This is a genomic window from Tunturibacter gelidoferens, from assembly GCF_040358255.1.
In the GTDB taxonomy this organism is placed as follows: Bacteria; Acidobacteriota; Terriglobia; order Terriglobales; family Acidobacteriaceae; genus Edaphobacter; species Edaphobacter gelidiferens.
Window position 1 is genome coordinate 4341055 of the sequence record NZ_CP132938.1, and the last position, 20207, is coordinate 4361261.

Annotated in this window: 16 protein-coding genes; 11 read left to right on the top strand and 5 right to left on the bottom strand. The window is 58.8% G+C overall.

Translation table 11 applies throughout. The features are described from left to right. Positions 1-111 precede the first annotated feature (111 nt). The 4 genes from purH to RBB81_RS18860 form a co-directional block, all read right to left on the bottom strand. Positions 112-1725 carry a bifunctional phosphoribosylaminoimidazolecarboxamide formyltransferase/IMP cyclohydrolase gene (gene purH / locus RBB81_RS18845; protein WP_353071697.1) on the bottom strand — a complete coding sequence of 538 codons (1614 nt, stop codon included), beginning with the start codon at positions 1723-1725 and terminating at the stop codon, positions 112-114. Between the two features lie 39 nt (positions 1726-1764). Beyond that, positions 1765-2670, bottom strand: coding sequence for a dihydroorotate dehydrogenase (locus RBB81_RS18850; protein WP_353073954.1), 906 nt, complete (start codon positions 2668-2670; stop codon positions 1765-1767). A 124-nt stretch (positions 2671-2794) separates the two neighbouring features. After that, positions 2795-4045, bottom strand: a complete 1251-nt coding sequence (locus RBB81_RS18855; RefSeq protein ID WP_353071698.1) for a glycoside hydrolase family 88/105 protein — start codon at positions 4043-4045, stop codon at positions 2795-2797. Positions 4046-4047: 2 nt separating this feature from the next. Further along, complete coding sequence (locus RBB81_RS18860) at positions 4048-5220, bottom strand: ROK family transcriptional regulator (RefSeq protein ID WP_179584605.1); 1173 nt, start codon at positions 5218-5220, stop codon at positions 4048-4050. Between the two features lie 258 nt (positions 5221-5478). On the opposite strand from RBB81_RS18860, the gene RBB81_RS18865 reads away from it, so the two are divergent. The 8 genes from RBB81_RS18865 to glmU all read left to right on the top strand — a co-directional run bounded on the left by RBB81_RS18865 (position 5479) and on the right by glmU (position 17384). Continuing rightward, positions 5479-8040, top strand: coding sequence for a glycoside hydrolase family 2 TIM barrel-domain containing protein (locus RBB81_RS18865; RefSeq protein ID WP_353071699.1), 2562 nt, complete (start codon positions 5479-5481; stop codon positions 8038-8040). Between the two features lie 254 nt (positions 8041-8294). Beyond that, the gene (locus RBB81_RS18870; protein ID WP_353071700.1) at positions 8295-8936 is read left to right on the top strand and encodes a glycoside hydrolase family protein; all 642 of its coding nucleotides are present in this window, start codon (positions 8295-8297) and stop codon (positions 8934-8936) included. Positions 8937-8997: 61 nt separating this feature from the next. Next, positions 8998-10554: a M16 family metallopeptidase gene (locus RBB81_RS18875; RefSeq protein ID WP_218892472.1), complete on the top strand. Its 1557-nt coding sequence runs from the start codon at positions 8998-9000 to the stop codon at positions 10552-10554. A gap of 173 nt (positions 10555-10727) precedes the next feature. After that, a complete protein-coding gene (locus RBB81_RS18880; RefSeq protein WP_353071701.1) occupies positions 10728-12209 on the top strand; it encodes a M16 family metallopeptidase in 1482 nt (493 codons plus the stop codon). Between the two features lie 316 nt (positions 12210-12525). Next, a complete protein-coding gene (locus tag RBB81_RS18885) occupies positions 12526-12948 on the top strand; it encodes a nuclear transport factor 2 family protein (protein ID WP_353071702.1) in 423 nt (140 codons plus the stop codon). A 170-nt stretch (positions 12949-13118) separates the two neighbouring features. Beyond that, entirely contained in the window at positions 13119-15143 is a 2025-nt protein-coding gene (locus tag RBB81_RS18890) for a glutaminase family protein (RefSeq protein ID WP_353071703.1), read from the top strand. A 48-nt stretch (positions 15144-15191) separates the two neighbouring features. Then, entirely contained in the window at positions 15192-15734 is a 543-nt protein-coding gene (locus tag RBB81_RS18895) for a hypothetical protein (RefSeq protein WP_353071704.1), read from the top strand. A gap of 225 nt (positions 15735-15959) precedes the next feature. Beyond that, entirely contained in the window at positions 15960-17384 is a 1425-nt protein-coding gene (gene glmU, locus RBB81_RS18900) for a bifunctional UDP-N-acetylglucosamine diphosphorylase/glucosamine-1-phosphate N-acetyltransferase GlmU (protein ID WP_353071705.1), read from the top strand. Between the two features lie 183 nt (positions 17385-17567). Here the strand turns inward: glmU and RBB81_RS18905 are convergent, their stop codons facing one another. After that, positions 17568-18092: a DinB family protein gene (locus RBB81_RS18905; RefSeq protein WP_183787802.1), complete on the bottom strand. Its 525-nt coding sequence runs from the start codon at positions 18090-18092 to the stop codon at positions 17568-17570. A 92-nt stretch (positions 18093-18184) separates the two neighbouring features. Here RBB81_RS18905 and RBB81_RS18910 point away from each other — a divergent pair, with 92 nt between their 5' ends. The 3 genes from RBB81_RS18910 to RBB81_RS18920 are packed head-to-tail and all read left to right on the top strand — an operon-like array spanning position 18185 to position 19994. Next, positions 18185-18589, top strand: a complete 405-nt coding sequence (locus RBB81_RS18910; protein WP_353071706.1) for a hypothetical protein — start codon at positions 18185-18187, stop codon at positions 18587-18589. After that, positions 18561-19679, top strand: a complete 1119-nt coding sequence (locus RBB81_RS18915; RefSeq protein WP_353071707.1) for an HD domain-containing phosphohydrolase — start codon at positions 18561-18563, stop codon at positions 19677-19679. Before RBB81_RS18910 ends, RBB81_RS18915 begins: the two co-directional genes overlap by 29 nt. Before the next feature lie 24 nt (positions 19680-19703). Next, the gene (locus RBB81_RS18920) at positions 19704-19994 is read left to right on the top strand and encodes a 4a-hydroxytetrahydrobiopterin dehydratase (protein ID WP_183787800.1); all 291 of its coding nucleotides are present in this window, start codon (positions 19704-19706) and stop codon (positions 19992-19994) included. Positions 19995-20207 lie beyond the last annotated feature (213 nt).

Here is a 20207-nt window from a genome sequence, read left to right on the forward strand (position 1 = left end):
ACTAGACACTGGTTAGACGATGCCGCCTGCGGATTGGATGCAGGGGGCCCAGACTAGCCGTTTGCGCAGCATGGCGGTGATTATATCCGTCATTGGCTCAAATCCGGAAGATTATCCATGCCGAAAGTGCCTGACGCCGGTAAACGCCATCGCCACGCCCAGCCTGTCTGCAGCCTCGATCACCTCGGCATCCCGCACCGAACCACCGGGCTGAATCACCGCTGTGGCACCAGCTTGCGCTACAACTTCCAGGCCATCCGCGAAAGGGAAAAATGCGTCGGAGGCTGCAACGGTGCCGTTTAGCGGCAGTACGGCTTTCATTGCGCCGAAGCGAGCTGCATCCACCCGGCTCATCTGGCCCGCCCCGATACCGACCGTCTGGCCGTGGCCACCGCTGAAACGAGCGTAGACGATCGTGTTCGATTTGACGTGTTTGCATACTCGCCAGGCAAACAGCAAAGCACGCAACTCCTCCGCAGTGGGCGCTCGCTTGGAGACGATTTGAAGCTCTCCCTCCCTGATCCGCAACCGATCGGCATCCTGCACCAGCATCCCGCCTGAAACCTGCTTCAAGACGCGTGGAGTATCAGCGGGCGAAATCTCAAGGAGCCTGAGATTCTTCTTCGCCCCAAAACGTTCCAGCGCCTCACTAGTGAACGAAGGCGCGACGATAGCCTCGACGAACAGCTTCGCAATCTCCTCTGCTGCTGCGGCATCCACCTCGCGGTTTATCCCAATCACTCCGCCAAAGGCCGACACCGGATCGGCCTCAAGAGCACGGCAATACGCTTCCGCAACGGTGGCTCCGGTCGAAGCTCCACAGGGGTTGGTGTGTTTGATAATGACAACCGCCGGCTCGTCGAACTCACTTACCAACTCCCAGCAAGCGTCAAGATCCACGATGTTGTTGTAGCTGAGTTCTTTCCCTTGTAGCTGCTTAGCATTCGCCACACCTTTGTCACTGCCGTCGGTATAAAGCGCAGCCTTCTGGTGTGGATTTTCCCCATAGCGAAGCGATTTGAGAAGCACATCATTGACCCGAATAGTTGTAGGTAACTGCTCTCGCGAAAAAATAGCCTTGCCGCTCGGAGTCTCGATGCTCTCCAGCGCCGTCGCTATGCCTGCATCGTATGCTGCGGTGACCGCGAAGGCTGTCTTGGCGAGCCTCCAGCGTGTCGCGTGACTCAGACCGCCCGAGTTCGCGGCCATCTCATCCGCCAATCGAGAATAGTCCGCGACTGAGGTCACAATCGCGACGTCCGCGAAGTTCTTCGCCGCCGACCGGACCATCGAGGGTCCACCGATATCAATATTTTCGATCACCTCCGCGAAAGCAACCCCGGGCCGATTCGCCGTCTTCTCGAACGCATACAGGTTCACCACCACCATATCGATCGGTTCTATCTGGTGTTCAGCGACCGAAGCCATATGTTCCGCGTTATCACGGATATGCAGAATCCCACCGTGAACCTTCGGATGAAGGGTCTTCACGCGGCCATCGAGCATCTCGGGAAATCCGGTCAGGTCGCTAATATCGCGCACGGGCAGACCCGCTTCTCGTAGCGCACGGGCGGTTCCCCCGGTTGAAACCAGGTCCACGCCGAACGACGCAAGAACTCGAGCAAAATCAACAAGTCCTGTCTTGTCAGTAACAGAGAGGAGAGCGCGGCGGATCTGCCGAAGATCGGTAGGAGCAGCTAAGGAAGCAACGTCGTGTTCAATCATCACCTGACTATTCTAAAGCCAGCAAGCGACAGCATCTCGTCACAGCAGAGCCGAACCAGTCAGCGAGCTTACGTGCAGAACCTGGTGCGCGACACACCAGCGCTTGAGCCCATTCGCAACATTCTCGACGGCGCGAGGATCCGCGTAGCTGGCCGTCCCAACCTGTACCGCGGTCGCTCCAGCCATCATGAACTCAACCGCGTCCTCGGCCCGAACAACTCCTCCCATGCCAACGATAGGGATGGTCACATTCTTTGAAACCTCATGCACCATCCGCACCGCAATGGGTTTGATTGCGGGTCCGGAGAGTCCTCCGGTGATATTGGCGATGCGAGGCCGACGCGTCTCAACATCAATCGCCAAAGAGACGAACGTGTTGACCAGTGAGACCGCGTCCGCGCCCCCGTCCGCTGCAACGCGCGCCATTAGTCCAATATCCGTAACATTAGGTGAAAGCTTGACCATCAAAGGCCTGCGAGCCGCCGCCTTGCATCGTGCCACCAACTCCCAAAGCTGCGGCGGATCGGTTCCGAAGACCATGCCTCCATGGCTGGTATTGGGGCAACTCGCATTCAGCTCATACATCGCAACACCGGGAGCATCGTTCAGGGCTTGAATAACCGCGACACAATCCTCGATGGTGAATCCAAAGACATTCGCAATAATGACCGTGCCCGTGATCTTCCTCAGCTTGGGAAGTTTTTCTGCGATAAAGGCGCGAACCCCCATGTTCTGCAGCCCAATCGCATTCATCATCCCGGCGGGGGTCTCTATGATTCTCGGAGCCGGGTTGCCAGCCATCGCCTCGCGGGAGAGCCCTTTCGTGACCAACCCTCCGATGCGATCCAGAGAAACAATATCTTCAAACTCGATCCCATAACCGAACGTTCCGCTTGCCGCAATCACCGGCGAGCTAAACTCAACACCGGCGACGGTCACCCGCATGTCCGGACCTTTGGCTCGTGCAGTCGCGCTCACTGTATCGATTCCATTCCCATGCCTATCCAGTGTAGCGGTACTCATCGCACGTTAGCATCACCCGGCCGTAGCGCCTCGATTTGTATAAGCGCTAGTGCTTGGACGCAGCGAGTCGATGCATCTCCGAACCCGCCATCAGGAAGCCGCCAACTCCATACACATAGCTCGCCGAAGGCTTGAACTTGCCCGGCTGCCCATCGATCGGCTGAATCGAACCCAAACGTCCATCCGCGTAGATGTGCCCAAGCATTCCCTTCCACGACTTCTCCACCACCGGAAGATACGTCTTGCGATCGAGAATCTTCTCATTGATCCCATACGCAATCGCAAACGTAAAAAACGCCGACCCCGACACCTCCGGCAGGTCATAAGACCCCGGGTCCAGCAACCCCGATCGCCACAACCCATCCGGACTCTGAATCGCCGCCAGTTTCTCGGCCATCTCACGAAACTGTGCCACATACTTCGGTCGCGAAGGATAGTCCGCCGGCATGCTCCGCAACACATTGACCAGCGCACCCATCACCCAGCCATTGCCGCGCGACCAGAAGATCGGCTTTCCGTTCGCCTGTTTCTGCGTAAAGTAGCGGCTGTCGCGAAAGTAAAGATGCTCCTCCTGGCTGTAGAGGCTCCCCGACGTTAGCCACCACTCGTGATCCATGTAGTCGAGATACTTCCGGTCTTTCGTAATCGCATACATCCGTGAAAGCACCGGCGGCGACATGAACAGAGCATCGCACCACCACCAAAGCAGCTTATTGGGGTCGTCTACACGCACAATCAGACGATCCATAATCGCCTTCGTGTCCGCCATCCGCACAGGTTGCGAGTCTTTGCGATAGAGGTCCATGTAAGCCTGCCCTAAAGCCTGATCATCTGCATGAGGAAACCGTGCATCGAGCAGCGTCCAGTCCGACCGCTCCGCCAGATGCAGTACAGCATCGCGATACTTCGGATCACCAGTAGTCTTCGATGCCGCAAGCAATCCGTCATAGAGCGCAGCAAACGTCCACTGCTTATTGAAGTGCGGCTCCGCATAAGCAACCTGCCAGTCGGCAACCTTCTTTATGGCCGCATCGATGGCCTTCGGCTTCAACTCAGTCGACAGTCCTTTGGCCAGTGGCCCAGGATCATCCGGAGCATCCCCTGCGGCATTACCGTCCACCGGCACAACCTTCGCTGTCGGAGCCACCTCCGGAGCAGTCTGCGCAAAGGCCCCCATCGAAACAGCCCCGACCAGCAGAACAAGAGCAAAGCCACGCGAAGTTCTTGCCAGCAATCCAGTTCGAGAAACCCCACCGGATCCCCACTGCAGCGTCACAACATTCGAAAAAAACATCATCCCTAAACCAGACTCCCATTCATTACCAGTGCAACTGCACTCCGCAACCGCGCCGTGTTCCCTTCAAAGGCAGGCCGTAACCTCGGCGCCTTCGAAAGAGCATTCTGTTTGAGTTCAGACTCAACGATCGGCCCGAACAGATACCACGCAGCCGTAATATCCCCAACGACCACAATCTCACTCGGAGCCAGGGCATTGGCAACCATCCTCAATCCCCGTCCAAGAAACGAAGACATCTTCTCAAGAGCTTTGACCGCATTGGCATCATGGGACTGCGCCATCTTCACCAGCGCTGCAAAGGTAGGCGGCGCGCTCGCCCCACTCATCTCTTCGTAGTAGCGCAGACCCGCGCGATTCGAGCCGACAGTCTCCCAGCACCCTCGCCCCCCACACCCGCACCGCGGTCCATTCATCTCCATCTGCACATGGCCAAACTCTCCCGCCATGCCGTTTGCGCCGCGAAGCAACTGCCCATTGGCAAAGATTCCCGTTCCAATTCCCTCTGAAACATTCACCACCACCAGGTCATGCAAGCCATCGCTGTCGCCGAACCAGACCTCCGACAGCGCGCACGCATTTGCGACGTTATCCATCTCAACGCGCAGCCCCGTAGCTTTTTGAATACGCGACTTGATACTCGAGATGGGCCACTTCAAGTTCGGCGCAAAGATCGGCTCGTCGCGAAGCGGGTCAGCTCGACCCGGCAGACTGATGCCAATTCCGTCAAACGATTTGTCGCTATGCGCCGCGATCAGCTTCCGAATCGCAGAGATAATCGGCTGAATCGCCTTCTTCGGATCCTCCGGCAGCTCGACCACATTCTGCGCCACAATCTTCCCGCCAAGATCAGTCACCGCAACCGTCGTCTGCGACGGATGAATGTCCAGCGCAATCACAGCACGCTGATGATTCAATTCGAGAAAAGTCGGTCTGCGACCACGAGGTGGCCGCCCCGTCGAACCCTCCAGAATCCACCTCTCCTTGATCAAGTCTTCGACGATCAGCGAGACCGTGCTGCGCTGCAGACCCGAGACGCGGGCAAGATCGGCACGTGACAACGGCTGACGAGTTCGAATCAGATTGAAGACAAGGTTCCGGTTGATCTGGCGAGGCGTTTTGTTCGACGCGCTCTGTCTGCGGGTAAAGGTGAACCGAGCCGAATGTGTGGTGGGCATCGTTAGCTTTCGTGTCTCATAAAATCAATAGGCGAAACCATATCAAAACATACGAACTGGGCAAAACTCGAACGTCGCACTGTCGTTCGAATCAATCTTGAGCCGCCCATCGCTTGACATCTTTGGCGACGAGTCTTTATATCACTGGAGATCAAGCATTTTGTAGATACTTTGAATTATTGTTGCGAAAACGTTATTAACACCCAGAAATCTTCCATTAAAACAACGCAAACCACCAATAGGAGAACGACAGCCACGATGTACTCGCGACGAAATTTTCTAAAGACTGGCGCGACCGCCGTCGCAGCTTCGTGGCTCCCTGCTCTCCCCTTACAAGCCTCCATCGCAACCCTTGGCCGCAACACCAATCCAGCGGCCGACACACCCCACACGCGTCGGCTCAGCGAAGGATGGGAGTTCCTCCAGGGCTCTCTCGGCAGCCCATGGGAGGCATGGCACAGCGAAGAGGTCGCCGTCTGGCAGCCCATCGCCATGCCCCACTGCTTCAACGCCTACGACGGCTGCGACCCCGACATCCCCTACTACCGCGGCAACGGCTGGTACCGCAGCCACGTCCCCATCGCCAACCCCTTCCCCAACGGACGCACCCTCCTTCACTTCGAAGGAGCCGGCCAAACTAATACCGTCTATGTGGGTGAAAAATTAGCAGGAAAACACACCGGAGGCTACGACGAGTTCGTCTTCGATATCACCGACCTGCTCCCCGACGCCTCCCAGACAGCAGCAGATCCAGCTTCCGCTCCGACGAAATCAAAAGTTAAGAAGCCCGCAGGCATCCCCATCTCAATCCTCTGCGATAACTCCCGCGATCAGGACCGCATGCCCTCCGACCTCAGCGACTTCAGTCTCTACGGCGGTATGTACCGTCACGTAAGCCTCGTCTACGTTCCCGCAGTCTCGCTCGAAACAATTCACATCCGCACCGATCTGCCCACACCGACAAGTCCCGCGAAGATCACAATCCTCGGCTCCCTGCACAACCCCGCCAGTTCCTCCGAGCAACTCAATCTCTCCATAGAAGTGGTCAACGCAAAAGGCACCCTGGTCCATCAATCGGCCCACAAGCTCCCACCTTGGCACGACGCAACCGAACTCATCAGCTTCACCATCGCAAAACCGCAGCTATGGAGCCCCTCCGACCCACAACTCTACGAGTGCCGCATCACCCTCCACGCCTCAGCAGCCAACAACGCAGACGCTGACTACACCGCGCGCGAGACCTTCGGCATTCGCCACACCGAGTTCGTCCAGCACGGCCCCTTCAAACTCAACGGCGAGCGTCTCCTCCTCCGCGGCACCCATCGCCACGAAGATCACGCAGGCTTCGCCGCCGCCATGCCCGACGATCTCATCAACCAGGAGATGCAGCTCATCAAGGACATGGGCGTCAACTTCATCCGCCTCGCCCACTATCAGCAATCACGCCGCGTCCTCGAGCACTGCGACCGCCTCGGCATCCTAGTCTGGGAAGAGATCCCCTGGTGCCGCGGCGGCATCGGCAACGACACCTTCCAGGAGATGGGCCGCCGCACCCTCCGCAACATGATCGCCCAACACTACAATCACCCCAGCATCCTCCTCTGGGGCCTCGGCAACGAGGACGACTGGCCCACCGAATACCCGGACGTCAACCAGCAGGCCATCCGCACCTACCTGCAGGAGCTCAATACCCTCTCGCACCAACTGGATCCCTCACGCCTCACGACCATCCGCCGCTGCGACTTCGCCCGCGACATCCCCGACGTCTACTCGCCCTCCATCTGGGCCGGCTGGTATCGCGGCACCTACCCGGAGTACCAGAAGACCCTCGAAACCGAGCGTGAGCGCGTCAACCATCTCTTCCACGCAGAGTGGGGAGCCGACAGCCACGCCGGTCGCCACTCTGAAGACCCCGACAAAGTCCTCGGCAAAATTGTAACTGGTAAAGGTACAGATGAACGCGGCATGGACTATCTCCTCACGGGCGGCCAGACCCGCGTATCCAAAGACGGCGACTGGTCGGAGACCTACGCCTGCAACCTCTTCGACTGGTACCTCAAAACCCAGGAGACTCTCCCCTGGCTCACCGGCTCCGCCCAGTGGATCTTCAAAGACTTCACCACTCCCCTCCGCGTAGAAAATCCCATCCCGCGCATCAACCAAAAAGGCCTCATCGAACGAGACATGACGAAGAAGGAGAGCTACTTCGTCTTCCAGTCCTACTGGACCGAAGTCCCCATGGCCCACATCTACGGCCACACCTGGCCCATTCGCTGGGGCACCGAAGGCGAACAGAAGATGGTCAAGGTCTACTCCAACTGCGACACCGCCGAGCTCTTCGTCAATGGCAAATCCGCCGGCACAAAACAACGCAGCAGCCAGGACTTCCCCGCCGCCGGCCTCCGCTGGACGACTCCCTTCGCCACCGGCAAAAACACCCTCCGCGTCGTAGCCACCAAAGCCGGTAAAACCATCACCGACGAAATCACCTTCATCTATCAGACAGAGCCCTGGGGCGCTCCCGCCGACCTAAAACTCACCGAAAGATCCCGCACCACCATCGACGGCAAAGAGACCGTCACCGTCGAAGCAAAGCTCTACGACGCAAAAGGCATCCTCTGTCTTGACGCCCGCAACCGCCTGCGCTTTACCATCGCCGGTCTCGGCACCCTCATCGACAACCGCGGCACCACCAAAGCCTCCCGCGTCGTAGAAATGTCCAACGGCCGCGCCGAAATCACCATCATCCGCAACAACAGCTCCTCCGTAGTCAGCGTCACAACCCCCGGCATGCAAGCCGCCTTCTACACCATCCCCTAGCAGTAGGCCTCACTAAGCCGCAAATTCGGGACCTGTTGTTGCTTCTTTTTGTTGTCATCCCGTAGGGATCTGCTGTTGCATTTGTCTTTTGTTGCCATCATGTAGGGATCTGCTGTTGCAAGTCTTTGCCGTAGGGGACCCCAAGGCTTTAGCCTTGGGGTCTCTCTGCGCCTCAAGACCGGTAGTGGGCTTCAGCCCTTGGCGTATGCCTTCTTCTCCCAACCCAGAAAGTCGCGCATGCTAGCCTGAAGATCGTGGCGACCTACCTAGAGCAATCGCTTGCAAAGCTGAAAGAGTTCGAAGGCTGCATCCCGTGGATGTATCGCGATACGGTTGGCAAAGTCACCGTCGGAGTAGGCCTCATGCTCCCCGACGCCAAAGCCGCCGAATCCCTCCCCTTCATCCTCGGCAGCCGCCCCGCCACACTACAAGAGATCGCCGCCGAGTACACACGCATCAACTCCCTTCCCCAAGGCCGAGCCGCCGCCTTCTACAAATCCCCCAACGGCCTCGAACTCCCCCAGCAGACCATCGACGCAAAACTAACCGCCGTCCTCCACAGCTTCGAAACCGACCTCCGCACCCACCTCCCCCACTACGACACCCTCCCCGATTCCGTAAAGCTCGCGCTTCTCGACATGACCTACAACCTCGGCCCCGCAGGCCTCTTCAAAGACTTCCCTCACCTCATCGCCGCCGTCCAGTCCGGCTCCTGGGCCGAAGCAGCAGCACGTTGCCTGCGCCGAGGCCCCAGCGCCGCCCGCAACAACTGGACACGCGAGCAGTTCCTCTCCGCCGTCGTAACTAGCATCCAGGCAGAGGCTGAGAGCCTGCTGAAGCAAATCTGGCGTGTCATACGTCAAATATGGAACGCCTTATTCGGCCCCCGGCAATAGAGCCCGGCCCCGGGCTTCGATATAGTGGAACTCTTGACTCAAAAAAGTCTGCGGAGGGCTTTTGGTAAAGGTAAAACGTAGCATCGCCTCAATCGCGATCATCATCGCATGTGCAGTCGCTCTAGGCGTCACAGCGAAGGCACAGGACCTCGCAAGCTTCGAAAAGCGCACCACCGTCAAAGTTCTCCCTAACGGCCTCACCCTCATCATCTGCGAGCGCCCAGAGGCCCCCGTCTTCAGCTTCTACACCCTCGTCGATGCAGGCTCCGCCGACGACCCCGACGGCGCCAGCGGCATCGCGCACATGTTCGAGCACATGGCCTTCAAGGGCACCACCGAGATCGGCACCACAGACTACCCAGCAGAAAAGATCGCCCTCGCCAAAGTCGAAACCACCTACGCGGCCTACGACGCCGAGTACCGCAAACGTGTCGGCCAGAACGCCGAAAAACTCGCACAGCTCCTCAAAGCGTTTCAGGATGCTCAGGCCGAAGCGCAAAAGTACGTCATCCCCAACCAGTTCTCGCAGATCGCCGAAGAGAACGGAGCCGTAGGCATCAACGCCAACACCACCGAAGACTCTACCCAGTACTTCTGGAGCATGCCCTCCAACCGCCTCGAGCTCTGGGCCTACCTCGAAAGCCAGCGCATCGCCCATCCCGTTGAGCGCGAGTTCTACAAAGAGCGCAACGTCGTCCAGGAGGAGCGCCGCACACGCGTTGACTCCTCCCCCGTAGGCCGCATGGTCGAGCAGTTCCTCTCCACCGCCTATGTCGCGCATCCCTACCGCCGCCCCGGCGTCGGTTGGGAGAGCGAGATAAGCCAGGTCTCCGCCACCGAAGCCACCACCTTCCACGAAAAATACTACGTCCCCGCAAACATCGTCATCGCCGTCGTAGGCGACCTCAAAGCCTCCGAGACCATGCCCATCCTCGAGCGTTACTTCGCCCCCATCCCCGCCGCCCCGCGCCCCGAGCCCATGACCACCGTCGAGCCGCCACAAGTCGCCGAAAAATCCGTCACCATCCGCGAGGCCACCCAGCCCTTCTACATCGAGGGCTACCACCGCCCCGACTACCTCGACCCCGACGACTCCGCCTACGACGCCATCTCCGACATCTTCTCCAACGGCCGCACCGCTCGCCTCTATCGCTCTCTCGTCCGCGACCAGTCCATCGCTGCCGAGGCCCAGGGCTTCAGCGGCTTCCCCGGCGACAAGTACCCCGGCCTCTTCGCCGTCTACGCCGTCCCTCTCCCCGGCCACACACCTGAAGAGATGCGAACCTCTATTCACAAAGAACTCGACCGCCTCAAGAGCGAAGACGTCACCGATGCTGAACTCGAACGCTTCAAGACCCGCGCCCGCGCCGACCTCCTCCGCGGCCTCGCCGACAACGAAGGCCTGGCCCATCAACTAGCCGAGTACCAAACCCGCTTCGGCGACTGGCGCGAGCTCTTCAACCAACTCCACAAGATCGACGCCGTCAACAAAGCCGACATCCGCCGCGTCGCCAACAAGATCTTCACCGACAGCAACCGAACCAGCGCACGAATCGAATTCGTCCCACCCCAACGCAAAGCTCCTCAGGTCCAACCAACCGCCGGAGGTGCTCAGTGAACCCAAGTCTCCGCTTCTCTCACCTGTCATCGCATATCTCTCAGTTGTCATCTAGTTTTTTTTGGTTGTCATTCCGTAGCGCAGCGGAGGAATCTGCTGTTGTCTTCGCGGCTTCAAATTCCGTCTCATCGAAAATCCCCAACGCAACCCAGAGCCACAAATCACTAAGACCAGTGCCATTCACAAAGTACATCGCGACCATAGCCGCAGCAGCATTCCTAATACTCCCCATCTACGCCCAGACCGCAGCGCCAACAGCCCCCGCCACACAGGTACAACCGTGGAAGCAAATCCCCATCCCACCCCTTCCAGCCTTCAAACCCGTCCAACCCCACCGCGTCGAACTAGAAAACGGCATAGTCCTCTTCCTCCAGGAAGACCACGAGCTCCCCTTCATCAACGGCACCATCCTCATCCGAGGCGGCAGCCGCGATGAGCCCAACGCCAAGGTAGGCCTCACCTCCCTCTACGGCGAAACCTGGCGCACCAGCGGCACCGCAACCATCGACGGCGACAAGCTCGACGACGTCCTCGAAGCCAAGGCCGCCTCCATCGAAACCAGCGGTGGCACCGCCTCCACCTCCATGGCCTGGTCCAGCCTCAAAGGCGACTTCGACACCGTCTTCGCCTCCACCATCGACCTCCTCCTCCATCCCACCTTCAAAGATGACAAACTCCAACTCGCCAAGCAGCAGCTCGAGACCGGCATCGCTCGCCGCAACGACGACGCCGGCAGCATCGCCACTCGCGAAGCCGCGAAGATCGCCTACGGCCCCCACAACCCCTACGCCCGCGAGCTCGAATACGCCACCGTAGACGCCGTCACCCTCGCCGACCTCAACGCCTTGCACACCCACACCGTCGTCGGCAGCAACATCATCGTCGCGCTCTCAGGCGACTTCGACTCCACCGCCATGGAAGCCAAGCTCCGCGCTGCCTTCTCGCCCATCCCACGCGGCCAGCGCTTCCAGTCCTTCAAAGCCACTTTCACCGACCCAAAACCCACCGTCAACTTCGTCTCCAAAGACGACGTCAACCAATCCAACGTCATCATCGTCGGCCTCGGTACCGAGCGCAGCAACCCCGACTACTACGCTCTCTCCGTTATGAACCAGGTCTTCTCCGGAGGCTTCGGCTCCCGCGTCGTCCAGGACGTTCGCACCAAACTCGGCCTGGCCTACTCCGTCGAAGGCAACTACGGCGCCTCCTACGACCACCCCGGCATCTTCGTCGTCGAAGCCGCAACCAAGAGCGCCACCACCGTAGCCGCAACCAAGGCTCTCCTCGCCGAAATCGACCGCCTCAAAACAGAACCACCCACCCCCGCCGAACTCAGCAAGGCCAAAGACCAGGTCCTCAACTCCTTCATCTTCCACTACGACTCGCCCGACAAAACGCTAGGCGAGCAAGTCACTCTCGCCTTCTACGGCTATCCAGCCGACACCCTCGAAAAATACAAATCCGGCATCGAAAAAGTCACCTCCGCCGACGTCTCCCGCGTAGCCAACAAGTACATCGACACCAGCAAACTCGCCGTCATCGTAGTAGGCAACGAGTCACAGATCACGCCATCGCTCGCCACCCTGGGTCTAGGCACCGTGAAGAATCTAGACATCACCATCCCGCCCCCACCCAACGCCAAACCAGCCGAATAACGAGTCCGGAGTACCGCCAGAAATCCAACCCGCGACCAACGGGAGCACTAGGCAAAGCGGTATACAAGTCACGAAGTGACCGCCCCACGCGCAGTGGGCCCGTCCGGCAGGACACAAGCAAGCGTAACAAGTACTTGACTGACTCACCGTTCTTTCGCCTACCCTAAGGCAAGGAACTGTCTCGAAAGTTGTCACCTTCGAAGAGTGAACAATGAAACGAATCCTGATTCTTCTATTTGCGTTCTTGGGAGCGAACAATACCGCCTCTCGCGCCAGCCAGAAGACGCCAACTGAGCCACCAGCAAGAAAGAGTTCAATGTCAAACGAGTCTGCACTAATAAGCCTCTTCGATCGATGGGAGCGGGTTTGGCACGAGGGCCAGTACGACCTGGTACCGAGCTGCGTCGCAGAAGCCTATCTCCGACATGACCAAAAGGGCGACCGCACCGTAACCCGAGACGCCTACGCGGCGGAGATAGCCAGGATTCGCGAGGAGCGCCCGGGCATTCGAGTGGTTGTGTATGACCACACATTTGCAGGCGACCGCGCCTGGTTTCGCTTTGCATTTAAGTGGACAGATACAAAGACCGGAGAAGCGCACAGCCAGGCTGGCATGCAACTCTACCGGATCGAGGCAGGCAAGCTCGCAGAGACTTGGCTTACGATGTCGCCGCCAGGCTCGGCATGGCCGGACGCTGTTGCGCAGGAGCACTGGACAAGTCCGCCACCAGGTAAATAGCGGACTGCTTTGGGTCAGCCAAGTAATTTGCTACCCAAGCAAGCAGTTCCTAATCGAGTTCTGAGCAACAGCCCCCTCAATGGGCACGATGGCGCTATCCTTGAAAAGCGTCATCGTCCCGGAGGTTCGTCATAAAAAACCCGCAAGAGTTCCTGCTAAGTGCTGCCTCGTTGCTTCTCACCGCTCTCCCCCTAGCCTCCCAGCAACGTCCTCCGGCATCGCCGCTCATCACGCACGACCCCTACTTCAGCGTCTGGTCCACCACCGACAACCTCACCGACTCCGACACCACCCACTGGACCGGCGCCCCACAACCCATCACCGGCATCGCCCGCATCGACGGCAAGCCCTTCCGCTTCCTCGGCCACAACCCCGACACCGTCCCCACCATGCAGCAAACAGCGCATGCCATCACCCCAACCCACACCACCTACGAGTTTCGTCAAAACGGCATCACCCTCCGCCTCATCTTCTTCACCCCCGCCCTCCTCAGCGACCTCGACGTCGTCTCACGCCCCGTAACCTACCTCACCTGGACCGCCGAATCGACTGACGCCACACCTCACCAAGTCTCTATCCTTCTCGACGTAGACCCACTAATCGCCGTCAACGACCGCAGCCAACAAGTCAACTCCTTCCGCAACCAAACTTCCTCCCTCAACGTCCTCTCCACCGGCTCTCAGGATCAAAAGATCCTCAACCGCTCCGGCGACGATCTCCGCATCGACTGGGGCTACTTCCATCTAGCCGTCCCGAATGACCCGCACTACGCAACATTCCTCGCACCCCACGCAGCCACCGCCTTCGCCTCCACCGGCCAGCTCCCCACCACCGACACCATGGACATGCCCGAGCGCGCTGACCACTCTGCCGCCGCACTCTCCGCCATCATCGACTTCGGTTCCGTCTCCTCACAACCCATCACCCGCCACATCCTCGTCTCCTACACCGACGACTACGCCATCCAGTACCTCCAGCGCAATCTCCGCCCCTACTGGCAGCGCAACAACATGCCCGTAGACCAGATGCTCGATCTAGCCGAACAGCAATATCCGGAGCTCGAAGCACGCGGCGAAGCCTTCGACAAAGAGCTCACCGCCGACCTCATCAAAGTTGGCGGCGAACACTACGCCTACATCGCCATCCTCTCGTACCGCCAGGCTATCGCCGCGCACAAACTCGTAGCCGACGCCAACAGCGACCCCATGCTCTTCGCCAAAGAGAACTTCTCCAACGGCTGCATCGCCACCGTCGACGTCCTCTACCCCTCAGCCCCCTTCTTCCTCTTCTTCAACCCAAAGCTCCTCGAAGCCCAGCTCCTCCCCGTCCTCGAGTACTCCTCCCTCGCACGCTGGAAGTTTCCCTTCTCTCCTCACGATCTCGGTCAATACCCCCTGGCCAACGGACAGGTCTACGGCGGCGGCGAAAAAACCGAAGAAGATCAAATGCCCGTCGAAGAGAGCGGCAACATGATCATCCTTGTTGACGCCGTAGCCCGCGCCGAAGGCACGCCACAACTAGCCCAACGCTACTGGCCCCAGCTCACCAAATGGGCCGAGTATCTCAACGTCCACGGTCTCGACCCCGAAACCCAGCTCACCACCGACGACTTCGCCGGCCACGTCGCCCACAACGCCAACCTCTCCCTCAAAGCCATCGACGCCCTAGCCGCCTACGCCGACCTAGCCCATCTCCTCAAGCAGGAAGCCGTCGCAAAGCAGTACCAATCCACCGCAAAAGAGATGGCCGCAAAGTGGATCACCATGGCCAAGGAAGGCGACCACTACAAGCTAGCCTTCAACAGCCCCAACACCTGGAGCCAGAAGTACAACCTTGTCTGGGACAAGCTCCTCGACTACAACCTCTTCCCCAACAGCGTCCGCGACAGCGAGGTCGCCTTCTACCTCACCAAACTCAACCTCTACGGCCTCCCCCTCGACAGCCGCGCCGACTACACCAAGCTCGACTGGTCCATCTGGACCGCAACCCTCGCCTCAAACCCCACGCAGTTCAACGCCATCGTCGACCCCATCTATCGCTGGACCAACGAAACCCCAACCCGCGTCCCCCTCACCGACTGGTACGACACCAAAACCGGCAAACAAGTCGGCTTCCAGGCCCGCAGCGTCGTAGGCGGCGTCTTCATCAAAGCCCTCGCCGACAAACAACTCACCACCAAGTGGCGCAGCAAATAACGCAAAGCGAGGCAGATCTTAACTCTAATTGGATATGGCGAGACGCAAATGGCAGTCTATCGGAATCAACCGTTTCCCTGCTTCGGTATTCTCAAATTTCTCATGTCGCTTTTCCTGATCTTGTACGGGGCATCTCTCTCCGCACAAACGCTTGAAATTACATTGGTGGATGGGCAGAACGGACACCCTATGGTGGGGGCGTCCTCCTATGTGAATGTATGGGTAGGGTCAGAGCGCAAAGAAGCAATCGCCATACCAACTGATGGTCACGGCGTTGCTCGGCTACAACTAACGCTCAATCCCGGTGAAATAAACATTCCAAACTCCTCGAAGGATCGCGGATCTATCGTTGTGGATCATCCTGTCGTGAACTACAACGAGTCTCTCCGAATCAACACTCCTTACGTATCGTGTGGATCAGGAGGATCAAATTACTCGTGGTTGAGGTCAGAAAACTTCTCGACGAAGGAGATATTTCAGCATGGCTATGTTTCGCCAAACACATGTGGTAAAGCCACAGTTTCACCGCAGCCCGGACAGGTAATTCTCTTTGTTAGGCCATTAACTTGGTGGGAAAAATTAAAGGAATAATTCTGATCCGAACACAGGCCAGTAATTGAATGTTTATCTACACGAAACGAGAGATTACCCTTGCAGGCAGATGATCTAGAAACCGAATTGATCTTCCTGAGAGTCAATTCAAGCAAGTGATCATAATTCCACTCGAAGGATAGCTTTCGACCAAGCAAATTTCAGACACTATCAGATAACCCTACATCTTCCGGCAACAGACCCAGCATGAGACCATAGTCCTCTATGGTCTCCAACGAATTCGCCATCGCCATCATGGCCGCCGGCAAAGGCACCCGCCTCAAAAGCAAGCACCCCAAAGTTCTTCACGAGATCGGCGGCCGCGCCCTCCTCCTCCACGTCATCGCCGCCGCCGAAACCGTAGTCCCCGCCGACCACATCTTCTGCATCATCGGCCACGAATCCGATCGCGTCCGCACAGCCGTCGCCACCACCGGCGTCCAGTTCGTCCTCCAGCCCGAGCAGCGCGGCACCGGCCACGCCCTCCAGATGCTCAAGGCCGACTTCGAGCTCTCCGGCAGGCCAATCCCACAGCATCTTCTAGTCCTCTCCGGAGACGTCCCCCTCATCCGCCCCGAAACCATCGCCGCCGTCCGCGACACCCACCTCCGCGAGCACGCTGCCATGACCATCCTCACCGCCGTCCCCGCCGACCCCACCGGCTACGGCCGCGTCCTCCGCGCATCAGCAGATAAACCCGAAGTCACCGCCATCGTCGAACAAAAATCTCTCCGCTCCGACCAGCTCAGCGCCCCCGAAATCAACTCCGGCATCTACTGCTTCGAAACCGCAGCCCTCTTCGCCAGAATCAACGCCCTCACCACCAACAACACCCACGGCGAGTTCTACCTCACCGACATCGCCGCCATGCTCGTCGCCGAAGGCAAGCGCGTCGTAGCCATCAAAGCCGACAGCGTCGACGAGGTCCTCGGCGCCAATACCATCGCCGAGATGATGCACCTCGACGCCGCCATGCGCCTTAGCACCGCCCACCGTCTCATGGCCCAGGGCGTCACCATCTTCCGCCCCGAAACCTGCGTCATCGACGCCCACGTCACAGTAGGCCCCGACACAATCATCGAGCCCTACGTACAGCTCCTCGGCAACACCCACATCGGCAGCGACTCCCGCATCCGCTCCTACTCCGTCATTCAGAACTCGCGGCTCGGCGACAACGTCCTCGTCCGCAACGGCTGCATCCTCGATACCGCCGAAGTGGCCAACAACGCCATCCTAGGCCCCTACGCCCACCTCCGCCCCGAGAGCCGCATCGGCGAAGCAGCCCACATCGGCAACTTCGTCGAAACCAAAAAGACCATCATCGGCAGGGGCTCCAAGGCCAACCACCTCAGCTACCTCGGCGACGCCGTCATCGGCGACGGCGTCAACATCGGCGCCGGAGCCATCACCTGCAACTACGACGGCGTCCATAAGCACCCCACCATCATCGGCGACGGCGCCTTCGTCGGCTCCGACTCCACCCTCGTCGCCCCCATCACCATCGGCGCAGGCTCTTACATAGCCGCCGGCAGCTGCATCACCGAAGAGGTCCCCGAAGGCGCACTAGCCCTTGGCCGCTCCCGCCAAACCACCAAGCCCGGCTGGGTAGCCGCCCGCAAAGCCGCAGCCAAACAAAACACAAACAGCTAGAGCAGAATGCGCATCGGTGTAGAGCTTTGTTCTCCTTTTCGTTTTGTCATTCGGCGCTTTATTTGTTGTCGTTCCGCGCTTTTTGTTGTCATTCCGCAGCGCAGCGGAGGAATCTGCTGTAGGTATCAGGGACATCGCTCTAAACAGCCAGCCCACAAAGCCCAGCGATTATTGTGAGCAGGTTTATTTATGAACCGGCTCCGACCACGGAGGCACCACGCCCGTCATACGCGCATAAGCGATCAGCTGCCCCATGTGCTCATTATCGTGAACCAGAATGCGCAGATACATCCCATCCACCGTCGCCTCTTTCTTCATGATCATGACCTTGCGCTGAAGATCCCCCGGCTTCAACTGAGCACGCGCCGTCTTCACCGCATCCAGCGACCGCTTCAGAAACGCAATGACGTCCGCCTTCGAGGTCACAGTCTTCTCCATATCCTCAGACTTGATGTCCGGCGGCATCGCAGGTCCGGTCACGCTCAGCAGATAGAAGTTAGCCAACGCGATGTGCATGTACACCTCGCTCGTCGACCTCACCCCGGGCGCAGGACGCCACGCAAACTTGTCCGCCGGCGTTGCCTCCGCAAGCGCCACCAGCTGCCGCGAAACATGCGCCCACTCTCCGTCATACCCCTCCCAGAGCCCCTCCATCTGGGCGTGCAGAGAGGTCGTGCACATCACCAGCAAAAGTAACAACGTCTTCATAAGTCTCTCTCCATCGCTTCTGTGACTACGGGTTGTAGTTCCAAGCATCCGGCTCTCAAGCGCATCGCCAACGGAGAAAGAGAGCAGTCCTGATGGCGCCAAAACTACATCCCCCTGTTCTATCTGTCAAAATCCACCAAAATCACACAAGGCCAAAAATAAACTCGAAGATCGTGGCGCATTTTTTCGCACCTCTCAAAACACATTCCAAAGACCACATCCACCACGCAAATCACCACGATCTCACCACCAATTCACCACACCACTCCGGCCTTTTTCCACGAACCCCCTCCAAAAAATCCGAAAAAGATGAGAAACCGCCCCATGGCCCATATCAGGATTTTTTCCGCCGAAAGCGCCGCAACCAACCGCTCATCCAGCCGCTCGGTCTGCCGATAAAGACACAGAAGAGAAGCCGCTCGCATCTAACCAAAAGACGGCAGCGTCGCTACGCGAAAGTATCCATCCATGACGCAGGAACGAATCTTGGTAGTTGACGACGAAGAACCCGTAAGATCGGTCGCTGCAGCACTTCTGACCCGCAGCGGATACTCCGTCACCACCGCCGAAAGCGCCGAAGAGGCTCTCACCCGGCTCCAGCAGGACCCCGATTATGACCTCGTCCTCTCCGACGTCATGATGCCCATCACCGACGGTCTCACCCTCCTCGATCACCTCTGCACCGACCACCCCGGCATCCCCGTCGTCATGTTCTCCGCCATCAACGACATCTACGTCGTCACCAGCGCCTTCCGCCGCGGCGCAGTCGACTATCTCCTCAAACCCTTCGAGCGCACCGACCTCGAAAGCGTCGTCATGCGAGCCATCGAACACGGCCGGCTTCGCAAACAGAACACCATCTACCGCCACAACCTCGAAGCCATCGTCAACACCAGAACCGGCCGCCTCCGCTCCACCATGCAGGATCTCGAACGCAGCTACGACATCACCCTCGAAGCCATGGGCGACGCGCTCGATCTGCGCGACCAGGAGACCGAAGGCCACTCCCGACGCGTCACCGCTTACACCAACACACTCGCCCAGGCCATGGGGCTGGATTCCGAAGATCTGCGAATCATCGCTCGTGGAGCGTTCCTCCACGACATCGGCAAGATTGCCACTCCCGACGCCATCCTCCTCAAACCCGGCCGTCTCACCGCCGAAGAGACCGCCATCATGAAGCAACACTGTGAGCGCGGATACGAGATGGTCCGTAAGATTTCTTTCCTCCGCGAGGCCGCCGAGATCGTCTACGCCCATCAGGAACAGTTCGACGGAAGCGGCTATCCACGCGGCCTGCGCGGCGAGGAGATCCCTCTAGGCGCACGCATCTTCGCCATCGCCGACGCCCTCGACGCCATGACCTCCGACCGCCCCTATCGCAAAGGAACATCCTTCGCGGCGGCCAGAGATGAGATCATCCGTTGCGCCGGAACCCAGTTCGATCCGCAAATCGTTGAAGTCTTTCTCGCCCTCCCCCCCGAAACCTGGTTGGACCTGCGTGCCGCAACCGAATTACGATCTTCCTCCCCATCGTCGCTACGCATCAGCGCTCTCCCGGTTGCGCCGGACAAACAACGCAGCTAGGATCGCAGGGCGAGGTGATTCTCCATGAAGAAAGCCATGAATGCGACTGAGATTGAGGACGTTCTAAAAGCCCACCCCGAGTGGCATCTCAAGGGCGGCAAACTGGTGCGCGAATGGACCTTCAAGGATTTTCTCGAAGCAATGACGTTCGTCAACCGTGTCGCTGTCCTGGCAGAGGCCGCAAATCATCATCCCGACATCGATATCCGCTACAACCAGGTCGTCCTTGGATTGGTCTCTCACGACGCCGCAGGAGTTACTCAGCGCGACGCCTCCATGGCCAGCCAATTGAGCAAAGAGTTCCCTCCCGCATAAGTAGTTCCCCCAGATAGAAGATGCCTGTAAGAAGCTGCCCAGAGACTGTCCTGCGGGACGGGCCTACTGCGCGGAGAGCGGCCACTTCGCGGCGTGTAAACCTTGTTGTGGTTAGCGAACGATGCTGGTCCTCCCGTTGGTCGGAAGAAAGTGGATCCACGACCAACGGGAGGTTCACAATCGATCGTAGCTGCAAGAAAAGGTATACAAGTC